General features: G+C 43.1%; 17 protein-coding genes. 9 read left to right on the forward strand and 8 right to left on the reverse strand.

Annotation, left to right across the window (positions count from 1 at the left end; genetic code table 11):
- Window positions 1-2 precede the first annotated feature (2 nt).
- The 3 genes from treR (at window position 3) to HCJ66_RS05450 (ending at window position 4,024) form a co-directional block, all read left to right on the forward strand.
- Window positions 3-722 (forward strand): trehalose operon repressor, encoded by a 720-nt coding sequence (treR, locus tag HCJ66_RS05440; RefSeq protein ID WP_187132215.1) that lies wholly within the window; start codon window positions 3-5, stop codon window positions 720-722.
- Window positions 723-921: 199 nt separating this feature from the next.
- On the forward strand, window positions 922-2,340 hold the full coding sequence (gene treB, locus HCJ66_RS05445) for a PTS trehalose transporter subunit IIBC (protein WP_187132216.1): 1,419 nt from the start codon (window positions 922-924) through the stop codon (window positions 2,338-2,340).
- 13 nt (window positions 2,341-2,353) lie between these two features.
- Complete coding sequence (locus HCJ66_RS05450; protein ID WP_187132217.1) at window positions 2,354-4,024, forward strand: alpha,alpha-phosphotrehalase; 1,671 nt, start codon at window positions 2,354-2,356, stop codon at window positions 4,022-4,024.
- A gap of 168 nt (window positions 4,025-4,192) precedes the next feature.
- Here the strand turns inward: HCJ66_RS05450 and HCJ66_RS05455 are convergent, their stop codons facing one another.
- From HCJ66_RS05455 to hemE, 5 genes are all read right to left on the reverse strand, one after another.
- On the reverse strand, window positions 4,193-4,963 hold the full coding sequence (locus tag HCJ66_RS05455; RefSeq protein ID WP_187132234.1) for a Cof-type HAD-IIB family hydrolase: 771 nt from the start codon (window positions 4,961-4,963) through the stop codon (window positions 4,193-4,195).
- A 128-nt stretch (window positions 4,964-5,091) separates the two neighbouring features.
- Window positions 5,092-5,439: a hypothetical protein gene (locus tag HCJ66_RS05460; RefSeq protein WP_181676081.1), complete on the reverse strand. Its 348-nt coding sequence runs from the start codon at window positions 5,437-5,439 to the stop codon at window positions 5,092-5,094.
- A gap of 111 nt (window positions 5,440-5,550) precedes the next feature.
- Entirely contained in the window at window positions 5,551-6,963 is a 1,413-nt protein-coding gene (gene hemY, locus HCJ66_RS05465) for a protoporphyrinogen oxidase (protein WP_187132218.1), read from the reverse strand.
- A gap of 33 nt (window positions 6,964-6,996) precedes the next feature.
- Window positions 6,997-7,920, reverse strand: a complete 924-nt coding sequence (hemH, locus tag HCJ66_RS05470) for a ferrochelatase (RefSeq protein WP_187132219.1) — start codon at window positions 7,918-7,920, stop codon at window positions 6,997-6,999.
- Complete coding sequence (gene hemE / locus HCJ66_RS05475; RefSeq protein WP_187132220.1) at window positions 7,917-8,975, reverse strand: uroporphyrinogen decarboxylase; 1,059 nt, start codon at window positions 8,973-8,975, stop codon at window positions 7,917-7,919. Before hemE ends, hemH begins: the two co-directional genes overlap by 4 nt.
- 213 nt (window positions 8,976-9,188) lie before the next feature.
- Here hemE and HCJ66_RS05480 point away from each other — a divergent pair, with 213 nt between their 5' ends.
- On the forward strand, window positions 9,189-9,692 hold the full coding sequence (locus HCJ66_RS05480; RefSeq protein ID WP_187132221.1) for an antibiotic biosynthesis monooxygenase family protein: 504 nt from the start codon (window positions 9,189-9,191) through the stop codon (window positions 9,690-9,692).
- Between the two features lie 47 nt (window positions 9,693-9,739).
- Here HCJ66_RS05480 and HCJ66_RS05485 read toward each other — a convergent pair whose 3' ends face one another.
- Window positions 9,740-10,957, reverse strand: coding sequence for an ABC transporter permease (locus tag HCJ66_RS05485; protein ID WP_187132222.1), 1,218 nt, complete (start codon window positions 10,955-10,957; stop codon window positions 9,740-9,742).
- Entirely contained in the window at window positions 10,947-11,696 is a 750-nt protein-coding gene (locus HCJ66_RS05490; protein ID WP_187132223.1) for an ABC transporter ATP-binding protein, read from the reverse strand. The genes HCJ66_RS05485 and HCJ66_RS05490 overlap by 11 nt, the downstream gene beginning before the upstream one ends.
- Before the next feature lie 165 nt (window positions 11,697-11,861).
- On the opposite strand from HCJ66_RS05490, the gene HCJ66_RS05495 reads away from it, so the two are divergent.
- From HCJ66_RS05495 to HCJ66_RS05515, 5 genes are all read left to right on the forward strand, one after another.
- Window positions 11,862-12,281, forward strand: coding sequence for an HIT family protein (locus tag HCJ66_RS05495; RefSeq protein WP_181676088.1), 420 nt, complete (start codon window positions 11,862-11,864; stop codon window positions 12,279-12,281).
- 13 nt (window positions 12,282-12,294) lie between these two features.
- A complete protein-coding gene (locus HCJ66_RS05500) occupies window positions 12,295-12,666 on the forward strand; it encodes a YtxH domain-containing protein (RefSeq protein ID WP_187132224.1) in 372 nt (123 codons plus the stop codon).
- Between the two features lie 231 nt (window positions 12,667-12,897).
- Window positions 12,898-13,440, forward strand: a complete 543-nt coding sequence (locus HCJ66_RS05505) for a DUF3267 domain-containing protein (protein WP_187132225.1) — start codon at window positions 12,898-12,900, stop codon at window positions 13,438-13,440.
- Between the two features lie 11 nt (window positions 13,441-13,451).
- Window positions 13,452-13,640 (forward strand): hypothetical protein, encoded by a 189-nt coding sequence (locus HCJ66_RS05510; RefSeq protein WP_181676091.1) that lies wholly within the window; start codon window positions 13,452-13,454, stop codon window positions 13,638-13,640.
- Between the two features lie 146 nt (window positions 13,641-13,786).
- On the forward strand, window positions 13,787-14,686 hold the full coding sequence (locus HCJ66_RS05515) for a peptidylprolyl isomerase (RefSeq protein ID WP_187132226.1): 900 nt from the start codon (window positions 13,787-13,789) through the stop codon (window positions 14,684-14,686).
- Window positions 14,687-14,890: 204 nt separating this feature from the next.
- Here HCJ66_RS05515 and HCJ66_RS05520 read toward each other — a convergent pair whose 3' ends face one another.
- On the reverse strand, window positions 14,891-15,235 hold the full coding sequence (locus HCJ66_RS05520) for a hypothetical protein (RefSeq protein WP_187132227.1): 345 nt from the start codon (window positions 15,233-15,235) through the stop codon (window positions 14,891-14,893).
- Window positions 15,236-15,320: the final 85 nt, after the last annotated feature.

Here is a 15,320-nt window from a genome sequence, read left to right on the forward strand (position 1 = left end):
ACATGGGTAAAGCAGTGTATCATGATATCTATTTAGAATTGAAAAAAGAAATTGATGAGGACCACTACGCGTTCAAAGAAATGTTACCTACAGAACATGTTCTTGTCGAACGCTTTCATTGTAGTCGCAACACAGTTCGACGCGCGATTTCAGAACTTGTCAAAGATGGCTACGTTCAAAGCGTGCGCGGTAAAGGCGTTATGGTTATTCACCAACACGAGTCCATCGAGTTCATGTTTGGCGGCGTGGAAAGCATGAAGGAATCCCTTACTCGTAACCACAAAACTTTTCAGACAAAGGTCGTTCATTTTGAGGAATTAACGGTGGACGCTACCTTATCGGAGAAAACGATGCTGCCCATTGGAACCGACGTTTACTACATTAAGCGCCTGCGTTTGGTAGAGGACGAAGCGCTCATTCTTGATGTGAACTATTTTGACAGCAAAGTCGTACGTGATTTGACACCAGAAAAAGCCGCGCTGTCCATCTATGAATATATTGAAGAAGAACTCCGCGTGAAAATCGTGACTTCCAAACGTTACATTGTCGTGGAAAAAGCGCTCTCCGATGACAAAGAATATCTCGATTTAGCTGGCTATGATTGTTTAGCGGTCGTTAAAAACTACGCATACGACGCCGATGGAACAATGTTCGAATACACCGAATCACGCCATCGCCCCGACCGCTTCGTCTTCTTTGATTCTGCACAACGATTAAAATAAACAATTTTTCATAAAAAGGATATTAATTGTGTAAGTTCCCAAACATCATAAGCCCAAAACCTCGCCTTGGCGGGGTTTCTTTAAATTTGTTTAAACAAATTTAAAGAAAAGGCTTGCATAAGTTGTTTAAACAACTTATAATAAATCTAATGAAATCGATTACATTCTATAAGTTAGCTCAGAAAGAGGGGAATTTAAGATGGTAAAGGTTACGAAAAAGAATGTCGCAGCAATTATTGCAGCCATTGGTGGCGAAGATAATATCAATATGGCGACGCACTGTATCTCTCGTCTCCGTTTTCAGCTCAAAGACGAATCAATCGTGGATGAAGAAGCGCTAAAAGAAATCGATATTGTGCGAGGTAATTTCAGTTCTAACGGCCAGTATCAAGTCGTTATCGGCCAAGGAACCGTTGATAAAGCCTACGAAGAACTCGTTCGTCAGACAAATGTCAAAGAAGTCACAACCGCAGAATTGAAAGAAGAAAACGCCAAAAAATTGAATCCACTTCAAAAAATCGTGAAAATGCTAGCTGATGTTTTCATTCCAATTTTGCCAGCGATTGTTGCTAGTGGTCTTTTACTTGGTATTAATAATGTGCTCGTTGGTGTTGGAATTTTTGTCGAGGGTAAATCGCTTGTTGATATGTACCCGAACTTGGCTAGTATTGCTGGGATGATTAGTATGATTGCCGGGACTGCCTTTGCTTTCTTACCAGCGCTCGTTGGTTGGTCGGCGGTGAAATATTTCGGTGGAAACCCGCTGATGGGGATTGTGCTTGGTCTTGTGCTTGTGAATCCCGCATTGATGAGTGCGTATGAGATCGGCGTGAAGGAACCGCAATACTGGCATTTCTTCGGGCTTGAAGTCGCACAAATTGGCTATCAAGGTCAAGTATTACCGGTTCTCGTGGCTGCTTGGGTATACGCTTCCATTGAAAAAGCGCTACGTCGTGTCGTAGCCGATGCCTTTCAGTTGCTCGTTGTCGCTCCTGTGACGCTACTTGTGACGAGTGCTCTTTCGCTCATCGCGATTGGCCCAATCACATTATGGATCTCCAATTGGATTACAGATGGAATCGTGAGCCTATCTAACATTTCGCCGATGGTTACTGGGGTTCTATTCGGTGCCTGTTTCGCCCTACTCGTTATTACAGGGATGCATCACGCGTTCCTTGCCGTCAATTTGCAACTTATTTCAACGACCGGTAGAACGATGTTTTGGCCTATCCAAGCGCTTTCCGATACCGCACAAGGTTCGGCAGCTCTCGCCATGGCTTTCGTGACACAAGATAAAAAGAACCGTAGCATCGCGCTCACCTCTGCGCTTTCCGCCTATCTAGGCATTACAGAACCCGCCATGTTTGGGGTCAATTTACGCGCCAAGTACGCCTTTGTTTGTTCGATGATTGGCGCAGGGCTCGCAGGTGGATTCATCGCCTACAACGGTGTTATCTCCCAATCCATCGGTGTCAGCGGCTTATTCTCGATTCTGTCGATTACACGAGCTGGTTGGGGCGCCTACGCAATTGGCATGCTGATCGCGATTGGCGTACCATTTGTACTTACATTTATTATCGGAATAGCAAGACGAAAACAAGGAAATGCAGGATTTTAGGAGGATTTTTACGATGAATAACGAATGGTGGCAAAAAGGAACGGTATACCAGATTTACCCGCGTAGTTTTAACGATACGAATGGCGATGGCATCGGGGATATCCGCGGTATTATTGAAAAATTAGATTACCTTGCAAAACTCGGCATCGATTTGCTCTGGTTAACGCCAATGTACGTGTCACCACAACGCGATAACGGCTATGATATTGCGGATTATTTTGCGATGGATCCACAGTACGGAACGATGGCCGATTTCGAGGAGCTTTTAGAAGAAGCGCACCGTCGTGGTTTGAAAATTATGATGGATATGGTCGTCAATCACACGTCTTACCAGCATCGTTGGTTCCAGGAAGCGCTAAAAGGCAAAGACAATCCGTATCGCGATTACTATATTTGGAAAGATCCCGCGGCAGATGGCGGACCTCCAAATAACTGGCTTTCGAAGTTCAGTGGTTCGGCTTGGGAGCTTGACGCGGCATCTGGTCAATATTACTTGCATCTATATGAAGTTAGCATGCCTGATTTAAACTGGGAAAATCCGAAACTCCAAGAAGAAATTTATCAAATGATGGCTTGGTGGGGTGAAAAAGGCATCGACGGTTTCCGTTTAGACGTCATTAATAATATCTCGAAAAGCCCTGATTTCCCGAATGATTCGTTGGCAACCGCGCAGGACGATGGCCGTAAATTCTATGTCGATGGGCCACATGTCCATGAGTATTTACACCAAATGAACCGTCGTATCTTTGATAAATATGATCTCGTGACGGTTGGCGAAATGTCCTCGACGACGCCAGAACAGTGCATCAAATATACGAATCCCAATCGTCAAGAACTTTCGATGGCCTTTAATTTCCATCATATGAAGGTGGACTATCCTGGCGGGAAAAAATGGGCTAGCGCAAAGTATCGTTTGACAGACTTGAAACGTGTCATGGCAGAATGGCAATTGAAAATCGCAGCAGGCGGTGGTTGGAACGCCCTATTCTGGACGAATCACGATCAACCGCGGGCGTTGGCGCGTTTTGCAGATGATCAAGTTTACCGGGAACAGAGCGCCAAACTATTAGCGATTATCCTGTTTGGCTTGCAAGGCACGACGTACATCTATCAAGGTGAAGAAATTGCGATGACCGATGCGAATTTCACGAATATTTCACAGTATGATGACGCAGAATCACGGAATGCGTATAAACAAATGCTGACAGACGGCGTCTCCGAGAACGATGCCTTACACATTTTGCGTGAAAAATCGCGTGAAAACGCACGGATTCCGATGCAGTGGAATGACGAGAAACATCAGGGTTTCACAGACGGCACACCTTGGCTGGCACCGATTCACAAAGATACCTGGACCGCCGAGAAAGCCCTCGCGAATCCTGACTCGATTTTTTATACCTATCAACGTTTAATCGCCTTGCGTCGCGGTCATGCCATTTTTGCGAACGGTGATTTTACGTTACTAGATGCCGCTAGCGAAACTATTTACGACTACGAACGGCAATGGAACGGCGAAACGTTGCTCGTCGTTGGTAATTTTAGCGCGGAGGAACAAGTTTGGAATCTTCCAGAACGACATCATGATAAAAACTGCCAAATTCTCGAATCCAACTATCCACATGAAGCGATGACAAATAAGATTGTGTTGCAGCCTTATGAAGCCTTGATGCTCCACATAAAATAAACCTTTACATTCCGTCTAACGCGTGGTAAGATTACTTCATGCGATGAGCCTACAAGCAGTGTGAAGATTCCACTGCCAACCTCTTAAACATCAATGCTTTGTGGAAGGCAGTTTAAGAGCGCTAGAAAAAACCAGATGAGCAATCATCTGGTTTTTTCATGTCTTCTTTTAAAGCAACCCGCACAATCGCAGTCCTTTTTCAATCCCATCACTATTATTATCTGCCGTCACAAACTCCGCTTTTGCCTTAAGCGCCGGCACTGCATTCTCCATTGCAATCGCATGATCTACAGCCCCAAACATCTCCAAATCATTCATACCATCACCAAACGCGTAGGTCGGAACATCCTCAAAACCCATCACTTCTAGCAACTTAGCAATGCCCTGCGCTTTCGATCCACCCTTTGGTACCACATCATTACTAAACGGTGTATTCCGCACAAATTGGAAATAAGGAAAGCGTTCCGGGAAATAATCATCTCCCTTTTCCAACAATAACAGCAACATATAAATCGGTTCCTGCAAATAAAGCTCCGCATCCACATCCGGCGATTCCTCACCCAAATAACGATAGTGCTTCTCCATAACCTCATTTTGCGCCGTTCCACGAATTTTTGCCTCCGTATAAAATGCCATTTCCACATTTTGCGACTGCGCACCTTGGTGAAGCGCCTTAATCTCCTCCACATCAATCGGATTCGTGTAAACCGCCTTCCCATCATACAAAACATACTGCCCATTCATCGCAATCACAGACGTCATTTCCGTTGCCTCAAGCACATGCTCAATCTCACATAATGTTCGCCCTGTCGCAATAATCGGCATAATATTTTTCGCCCGCAATTCCTCGAGCACCCTCACAGAACTCTCCGCCACAACAGAATCACTCGTCAATAACGTCCCATCCAAATCAAAAAAACAAATCGCTGCTGGTTTCAACTCATCAAATCCCTTCTCCAAATAATGTATCCTCTCACAATACCATAAGTTCAGCATTCATGCATCGTTCCATTTTTCCAATCAAAAAAACCGATTCGCATCCTATTTGGACACCAACCGGTTCTCACTTACAAATTACTATAATAGACATCGCCAATTTTTAGCATTGCGCTAATTGTATTGTATTTCTCGTCACCAATATGAATCTTATCTTCTTCCTCTTGATAATGAATTGGCATGGACAAGAGAGCTTCCTTATCCTGTTTAAAATAATGAGCATCCAAACCTAGCGTTTCAGTTATATTCACTATGTATTTATTGAATTTCGCATTACTTATGACTTTGCCATTCAAAATCGCTTCCGCCGTACTTTGAGAAAAATTCGTAGCCTTCGCAAAAGAGCGTTTCGTAAAGCCGTTCAGTCTTATATATAAATTGACATTCTCTGCAATTCTTTTCTTTTCTAATCTATTCATTGTTTTTTCCTCCCATAGTGGGTTTGTCTATATTGCTAGTATGCCCGAAGAAAATGAGAATATGATTAAAACTAGATAGTATTATGATAACAATTTTGAAAGCGCTCTATTTCATTGCACCCCAAGCTCTTCTAAGTATCCCAAAACTGCTGCCATCCCGTCTTTTCCCTGCCGTACACATTCCGACAACTCGACGCCGTCAAACGATGCACCGCCAGCAAAAACACCTGGATAGGCTTTCCTAAATTCTTCAAAAATCGCTTCTTTTCGTTGCACATGTCCCACCGTGTATTGCGGTATACTATTCCGCCACCGCGTAACCATTGTATATTCCGGCGCCTGATTCAGCGTCATAATCCGGTTCAAATCACTCAAAACCGTCTCCTCAATCGCTTTATCCGCTAGCTCAACAATCGATTCCTCTTTCCTACGACCAACATACGCACGAATCAAAATTTTGTCATCAGGAACCGTATGTGGCCATTTACGGTGAATCCAAGAACAAGCCGTCATCGAAAAATCCTCATTTCGCGACACGACAAAACCGCTTCCCTTAATATCCTTTTCAATCGCACCTTTTGGAAAAATCATCCCGACCGTCGCCACACTCGCAGCTGGAATCTCACCAATTTCTTCAAAAATCGCGTCCTCTCGAAACATCGGCATAATCTCATGATACGGCAGCGCAATAAAAATACTATCCGCCTGAAGCTTCTCCTGATTCGTTACCGTCAACTCATAGCCACGCGCCTGTTTCGAAATTTTATGCACACGTTTGCCTTTTTTAATAATTTTAGCAGAAAGTTCTTTTTCCAGCGCCTCAACAACCGTCGCCAAACCTTGACGCAGCGTCAAAAAAGTCGATTCCGTACTCTGTTTCGCCGTCGTTTCATTATACATCGCGCGAATCCCTTTAATCAGACTCCCATGCTCCCGCTCTAATTTTAAAAATTTCTCACCAGTCGCCTCAGCACTCATCTCATCGAGGTCCCCCGCATAAATTCCCGACATCAGCGGCTCTAAAACATTATCGACCATCTCGTCACCAACACGTGCACGCAAAAACGCCCCCAACGACATATCCTCGCCATCCACTTGCTGCTTTCCCAAAAATAAATCACCCATCACGCGCAGTTTCCCACTCGCAGATAGTAATCCTGTCTTGAAAAACGGACGGTATCGCGCTGGAATCCCCATAATCGAACCACGAGGAATCGCATGAAGCTCTTGTTTTGCGAGCACATAATTATCCCCCGTCGCGTTCTCCACCAACTGATCCGCAAGCCCAAGATCCCGAACCAAATTCTGCATCTCCGGTTTCCGCCGCAAAAACGAATCAGGCCCACGCTCAATCACGTAGCCATCACGCCTCACCGTTTCAATCTTTCCCCCGACTCGCGTTCCAGCCTCCAGCAAAACTAGTTCATAATCCAGGCCTTGCTTTTCAAGCTCCCTTTTCAAGTAAAATGTACTGGATAATCCTGTAATACCTCCACCAATCACAACTATCTTTTTCTTAGCCACAGGAAACACACACCTTTTTATTCGAATTTCTCTCTATTTACTCCAATTTTTCCAAACAACCGTCGCCAATACATCTAAAAATTCTTTATCATCATTCGGCATCGGCGGGCGGTGATACGTCGCTCCAATTTCGTCCGTCACAACTTTACACTCATAATCATTATCGTATAGCACTTCCAAATGCTCCGCCACGAATCCAACCGGCGTATAAATGAAATGCTTATAGCCATGCTCCTCAAACAACGCACGCGTCAAATCCTGCACATCAGGCCCAAGCCAAGGCGTCCCAGTCTTGCCCTCACTTTGCCAACCCAACGCATAATGCGGCACATCCACTTGATCAAAAATAAGTTTCGCCGTCTCCGCCAACTGGTCTGGATACGGGTCGCCATGCTCTTTAATCTTCTCCGGTAAACTATGCGCCGAAACAACAAGCACCGCCTGATCCAGCTCCTCTCTCGGAATCGCCACATCATTAATCCGTTTCGCCCACATCTCAATAAATGTCGGCTCATCATACCAACTATCAATCGTCCGAATCGTCGGCCCACCAATCTCTTCTGTCTTCTTCAACGCACGACCATTATATTCCTTCACGCTAAAACTCGAATAATGCGGCGCCAAAATAATCGAAATTGCCTCTTCCACGCCATCATTTTTCATCTCCTGCACGGCATCCTCAATAAACGGCTCAATATGCTTCAAGCCAATATACGTTTTAAACTCAATATCCGATTGCATACCGTTCAACGTTTCCGCCAATCCAAAAGCTTGCGCCTGCGTAATTTTAGCGAGCGGTGAAAGCCCACCAATCGCATGATAACGCGAACGAAGATCATCAATCAAATCCTGACTCGGCGTCCGACCATGCCGAATATCCGTATAATAACGCTCAATATCCTCATCCTTATACGGCGTTCCATAAGCCATTACTAACAATCCAACTTTTTTACTCACTGCTCTCCACCCCTTAGTAAAATTTCACTTCGCGCATGTACAAACGCCGTCAATTCCTTCAACATCGCAGGCGAGACCTCTGGGAAAACGCCATGTCCTAAATTAAAAATAAAGCCCGGTTCCTGCGTTCCTTCTGCTAAAATAAGTTCCGCTTGCGTCAAACACTTCTCCCGCGCCAAAAGTAGCGACGGATCCAGATTCCCCTGCAACGCCATGCCACCAGCTCGCGTTCTCGCATCCGCAATCGACATCCGCCAATCCACACCAACAACGTCAACGCCAAGATCTTGCCATTCCGCCAGTAAATGCGTCGCGCCAACCGCTTGCATAATAACAGGCGTCATCGGACTCGCTTTCTTCACGGTTGCCACGATTTGCATGATTGCCGGTTTAATATATGTACGGTAGTCCGCCGCACTAAGCGCTCCAACCCACGAATCGAAAATTTGCACAGCCTTAGCACCGGCTTTAATTTGCGCTAACAAATAATCCGCCGTCATGACCGCTAATTTTTGCATCAACATATGCCATTCCGCCTCGTGTGTATACATAAACGCCTTCGTCTGGTGGTAACTTTTCGATGGACCGCCTTCGATCATGTAACTTGCGAGCGTAAACGGCGCACCAGCAAAGCCAATCAACGGTACACGGAGCTGCTCCTCCGTCAACAAACGAATCGTATCCAGCACATACGGCACATGCTCGTCCGCCTGAAACAACGCCAACCGTTCAATATCTTGGCCCGTTCGAATCGGATTCGCAATCACTGGCCCAATCCCACTCTTAATCTCCACATCCACACCCATTCCAGGCAGTGGCGTCATAATATCTTTATACAGAATTGCCGCATCCACGCCATACTGCTCCACAGGAAGACGCGTCACATAAGCACATAGCTCTGGCTGATGCGTGATTTCAAATAGTGAGTACTTCTCCTTCAATTTGCGATATTCTGGCTGTGAGCGCCCTGCTTGCCGCATATACCAAACCGGGATCCTGTCCACAGCTTCTTTTCTAGCGGCACGTAAAAATAAGTCATTCTCTAACTTCTTCATAACAAAACCCCTTCATTGTTCATTAAAGCACATAAGTTTCGAGCGCACTTTATAATTATTACAATCTACAGCATACCAAAAAATCAATTCAAAAACCAGATAAGCAACTCCATAACGTTTTATTTTTGCAGAAAGAGGAATATAGTTGTACTATCTAGGTATGGAATAATTTATCCCTATTTTGCATAACACTTTAGAAAGAAGGCCATTATTATGAAATACGCGTATATTACAAGCGGCACAGAGCACTACCTTCGCCAAATTCTAGCCGACAATCCAACTCGAAACATCACACTATTACAGAATTTCGGCGACTCTCTGTTGCTTGAAGAAACAACTGAATCCACTGTATTTAGAGAAGCAGCGTCTTACCGTGTCACTCAGAGCTTTGGCGAAATAAAAGGCTACGGCACCGTCACATTTGAATATCTATACTTGCGCTCAGAAGAAATTCCTATTTTCCAGAAATTATACCAAACTATTTCCTCCACACTGCACCAAGCACGCGGCCTACAATGCATGCAATTACTACAATCCAAAACGGAAAGCAAATATTTGATCATCACGTTCTGGAACCGCAGCGATGACTACCACCATTGGAAAACCGGCGCAGAGCACAACAAAATCATGGACCTCATCCGCAACAACAGTTCACAAAGCGGTTTCTCGCACGTAGATGTGTTCCACTTTCCCGAATACTTCCATGATGAAAAATGATTGAAAATACGATGTTGAGGCGAAATCTCAACATCGTATTTTTTTACCTACTGATATATCTTCTTCACCCGATACGGCACATACACAAACGTAAACACCGCAACAAACGCCAAGTTTATCCCCAGTATAATCACGCCACCAATCGATCCATTTTGCGCAATTCCTACAATCCCAAACAACAACGCCTGAGCAACGAGTAAAATCCGCAAAAAGTGAATGAACGAACGACGTCTAAAATGATCGTCAATCGGATACAGTTTCAGCATCACTTGCCCATCAAAATGGCGCAACATCGGAATAAACTGGAATCCTGTCAAATAAATAAACAGCAACGAAAAGATAATATTGAGATAAAATCCTTGCACAAAGACGAGCAACAAGAATGCAATCACCGTTAAGCGCACATATAATCCCATAAATTCATTCGTTCTCACAAACGTACGGCTCCATAAATACGCAAAACTCTTCTCTTTCGCATACGTAATTGGCCGATACAAGAAATCCAAATACGCACGACGGCGCACCGTTCCTTTTAAATGTGGCACATCTGTAAACAAGTTTGCCAATCGATAAAACCGATTCATCCGCGCTTCCTCTTTATCAATCAAATATTCCCATCTAATCGTCAGCCCCACCGTTTTGCGCTTCATCCACACATAACTCGCGAGTAACACAACCAATGCGACCGGAATCGACCAAATCAAGTTGAACGCCAGCACCAAATAAATCAGCGCCGCACTCACGATAATTCGCGTAAACAACCACGTCGTATCCGTATTTTCAAGCTTCATCGTCTCCCACTGGAAATACACATTCCACAGTTTGATCAAAAGCATCACAACCAACAACGGGAAAAATCGGGAAAAACTAAATCCTGTCACCGCAGCATACATCGGCATACACGCAGCTAAAACTAAAATAAAGATATAAATCTGCAACCAGAAACTAGCCCTGTTCGCCTTTTTAAAATACTGACCCATCGCTTTTTCCTGTACGATCAAATAAACTGCATCCGGCCGTTTGAGCAACGTATTAATCGTCGTCACCGCAATCGCCGCCGTCAGCAAAATCACCATCAGAGGAATAGCCGGAAAAACTGGCGTCAGCGTCTTCACCCAGCCAGAATACGAGTAAACGAACGCCCCGACACCGATAATCAGCACAAATAGCAAGTGGTCATTCAGCATATAGCGCAGATATCTGCTGACTTCTTCCATATAACTACCAAAACGCTTCTTAAATAAATCTACCGCATCAAACTTCATCGGCCTGCTCTTCTTCCTTCGTTAATTGTACGTAGATCTCATCCAACGAGGCTCCTGGCATTTCAAAATCCGCCTGCAAATCAGCGAGTGTTCCCTGCGCGCGAATAATCCCATCATGCAAAATAATGAAACTATCACAATATTTCTCCGCCGTTGCCAAAATATGCGTCGACATCAAAATACTAGCACCCGTATCCTTCATCTCCTCAATCCACTGCAACAATGACTGAATACCAAGCGGATCAAGCCCCACAAACGGCTCATCGATAATATACAAATTCGGCTCAATCAAAAACGCCGACATAATCATGACCTTCTGCTTCATTCCCTTTGAAAAATGCGCGGGAAACCAGTTCAGCTTTTTCTCCAACCGAAACTCTTTAAGCAGTGGCGCCATTCGCGTCTTCATTTCCTCTTCCGTCAAACCATAAGCCATCGCCGTCAGCTCCAAATGCTCTTTAAGCGTTAACTCCTCATACAGCACCGGTGTTTCTGGAATATAGGCGAACTGCTTGCGATACTCCTCCGTATTTTCCGTCAGCGTATGCCCATTAATCGTGATTGTCCCTTTCTTCTGCTGCATCAAACCTGTAATATGTTTAATTGTTGTACTTTTACCAGCACCGTTCAAACCAATCAACCCGACGATTTGGCGCTCCTCAATTGCAAAGGAAATATCTTTTAAAACCGGGCGTTTCGTATACCCACCAGTTAAATTATGAACCTCCACTAAAGCCATGTTATCACTCCTATTATCCATCTTATTGTCCCTATAATAGCACAGTTGATACCGTTTTCGCTATAAATTTACTATTTTGACCTTGTTTCATACATGCGTTTTGCGCGTTTTTATGGTACATTAGATACATAGAGAGTGAATTTATTCGGAGGTGTCTAATTCAATATGGATGATTGTATTTTCTGCAAAATAGTAAACGGCGAGATTCCTTCTGCTAAAGTTTACGAAGATGACCAAGTATACGCTTTTCTTGATTTAGGGCAGGTAACAGAAGGCCACACACTGGTCATTCCCAAACAACACGCGCGCAATATTTTTGATTTGCCGGAAGAAACGGCCGCAGAAATTTTCAGACGTGTTCCGAAAATCGCGGCGGGTCTCAAAAAAGCCTTGCCATTAAAAGGACTCAACATTTTGAATAACAATGAAGAAATCGCGTCACAGAGCGTCTTTCATTATCATATCCATCTTATCCCTCGCTATACAAATAAAGATGATTTCGGTTTAAAATGGGCGGACAATGCCAACTGGTATTCAAAAGATGCCTTCCAAGAACTAGCCGACAAAATTGCCAAAGAAGTCTAAAGGAGTGTTAAATATGAATACAAAATCCGTATTACTCGGCGTACTTATCGGTAGTATCACAAGCGCCGCGACAGCTATTATGTTAGCGCCTAAATCAGGTCGCGAACTGCGCCAAGATATCGCCTCTAAATCAGGTGAAGCAAGCGTTATTTTGAAAGAACTAGCCTACAATGCGACGGACTTACTACAATCCGTTCAAGTTTTAGGTACAGAGGGCACAACTTTACTGAAAGATTTATCCACAGATATCAAAGAATCCGTTGCCCATTGGAACGAGGAAATGGAGCCCGAAAAAGCCCGCCTCAAAGACGAGATTAAAGATATGCAAAAAACGATCTCAGATTTAGAAAAAACACTAAAAAAAGACAAAAAAGCAAGCAATTAAATGAAAAGGCGCAAACCGTTCTCTCGCAGGATATTTGCGCCTTTTTCAATGGTATAAAAAACTACATTTGTCACAGTTTATTCACAGCACATTATTTATTAATCGAAAAGGGGTTGAAAAAAAGCACCACAGGGACTACAATACTAAGGTGATCAGTGAGGCTAGATGGATTGGATAATGATTCTTACTGTGAGTCACATATTTTCTAAGTAGATGGAGGATTAGTTATCCATGCGTTGTTTAAAGACAATTAATGTGGAACGAAGAGATGAGTATAATCGCGTCTTTTTTAAATCCAGCTTAATTTCACTTCTCGTGATGTGCATCCTATTTTTAATTGAAAACCTGGTTTTTCCTGGCAAATTTGTGATGATTTTTGAATTGCCGACGTTTATTGCCTTACTTCTATTGTATCCAGTTCATAAAGGGCTTCATTTACTCGCCTTGTTGCGTTATCGCGATGGCATACAGATGCGCTTTAAACGACACTTTTATATCGTGCCGTGTTTACAAGTGAAAGTAAAGCGCATTATTCCGAAATGGCGATACATTGCATCACTTGCTTTACCATTTATCGTTATCTCGGCGCTAATAATCATCGCCATGATTGCAACACCTGTACTTCACTCGCCACTCTTTCTTATTTTGATTGCGATCCATGCAGGTATGTGCTATCCAGATTTCATTCATATTAGAAACATTATCGGAACACCAAAACATACTTTTGTGGAAGATGCTGATCGTGGCTTTTCGGTACTTGTTTCGGAAGAGTAAGGAGGGATACAGTGTTACTTTATGTCTTGTACGCCGTTTTTGGAGTCGTCGCTTTACTAGCTTTCAATTTGTTAGTCGAGCGCTATGCTACAAAACAAGATTTCAACCCAAAACAATGTCAATTATTTTATCGAATTGTGAATATTGCCGTCCTGTTACTTCTGTTCTCAGCGACCCTAGAAGGAATCATGTTGTCCTAAGGAACCGCCATGTGAGAGACCCAACAGACAAGATTAGAAATAGATTAGATTTTTGACATTTTACTTTATTACCACCCATTATGTGGTATGATGAGTAAGTAGGTAAGCAGAACTTATTTAAAACTTTGAGGAGCGTGTATTATTTAATGAAGAAGAAATTAGTATTAGGTATGGTATCAATGATGGGTCTATTCAGCTTAGCAGCTTGCGGAAATTCAGCAAACGATGCTGTTGTTGAAACCAAAGCCGGAGATGTAACACAACAAGAACTTTATGACGCAATGAAAGCTAAAGTCGGCGATCAATATGTATCGCAAATAGCAATGACGAAGATTCTTGAAGATAAATACAAAGTAACAGACAAAGAAATCGATGCAGCATACAAGACTTTCGAAGATCAATATGGTGACCAACTTGCAAGCATGTTACAACAAAGTGGTTACACAGAGAAATCATTCAAGTCTGACTACCTGAAATTCGATCTATTAAGCACGAAAGCAGCAGAAGCTTCTGTTGATACTAGCGATAAAGCATTAGAAGCATATTACAAAACATGGCAACCAAAAATCACAGTAGAACACATCTTAGTTGCTGACAAAGCGAAAGCAGATGACCTTCACAAGAAAGTAACATCTGGCGGTAACTTTGAAGATTTAGCAAAAGCTAACTCTACAGATACAGGTTCTGCTACACAAGGCGGTAAATTAGCTCCATTCGGTCCTGGTACAATGTTACCTGAATTCGAAAAAGCAGCTTACGCATTGAAAAACAAAGGTGACATCAGCCCAGTTATTAAAACAGACGCTGGTTACCACATCATCAAAATGCTAGACCACCCAGCAAAAACTACTTTCGAGAAAGACAAAGCACAAGTGAAGAAAGACTACTTGGCAACGAAAGTAACTGCTGAATCAAAAACTGCAGCACTAGAAAAACTTTACAAAAAAGCTGACGTTAAGATTGATGATAAAGATTTGAAAGATGCATTCGCGCAATATGATGGATCTGCATCAAAAGCAGCTGAAGAGTCAACTACTACTAAATAATTATAAATGTGAAAGCCCCGTTAAATCATTGAATGATTTAACGGGGCTTTTTTATGTGGAGATTTTTGTTGTTAGTGTGGGGTTGCTTTATGGTAGTTGGGTGAAAGCGAGCAAGGTATGGGGCATTTACGCCGGTAGTAGAATAATTAACAATGTCATCAGAAGATTTGGTGCGAACAATCCCAAATAACCCAACATGGAGCATCAAAAAGAACAGCAAGAGGAAAAATATGTTTTGGTTTGGCTATAAGTTGCATTTAGCTGTTTCTTACCAGTATAGTCCTTTAACCAGCCTCTGAGCACACTACTAGATGAAATATTAAATTTTTTTATGGTACCTAGCGTGCTGTTTCCGTTAAGGAGTACATTCTCCACGGCTTTTCTTTTTATTTCTTTACTATAAAATGTTCGTATTTTAAGTGGAATAAGCCCTTCCGGTTCCACTGCCTTATATCTTCGAAACCAATCTCGAAGAGTGGCTGCTGGTATGTTATTTTCTCTAGCGACACCTCGGATAGACCTTTCCATCGTTAAAATTGCTTCAATCATTGCTAATCGAACTGCTCCCTGTCAAGTAGACAGGCTAAAAAACAAAAAGAAATAATATGACTTGGAACAAAAATACCATATTTAT

The sequence above is a fragment of the Paenilisteria portnoyi genome (assembly GCF_014322795.1).
GTDB lineage: Bacteria > Bacillota > Bacilli > Lactobacillales > Listeriaceae > Listeria_A > Listeria_A portnoyi.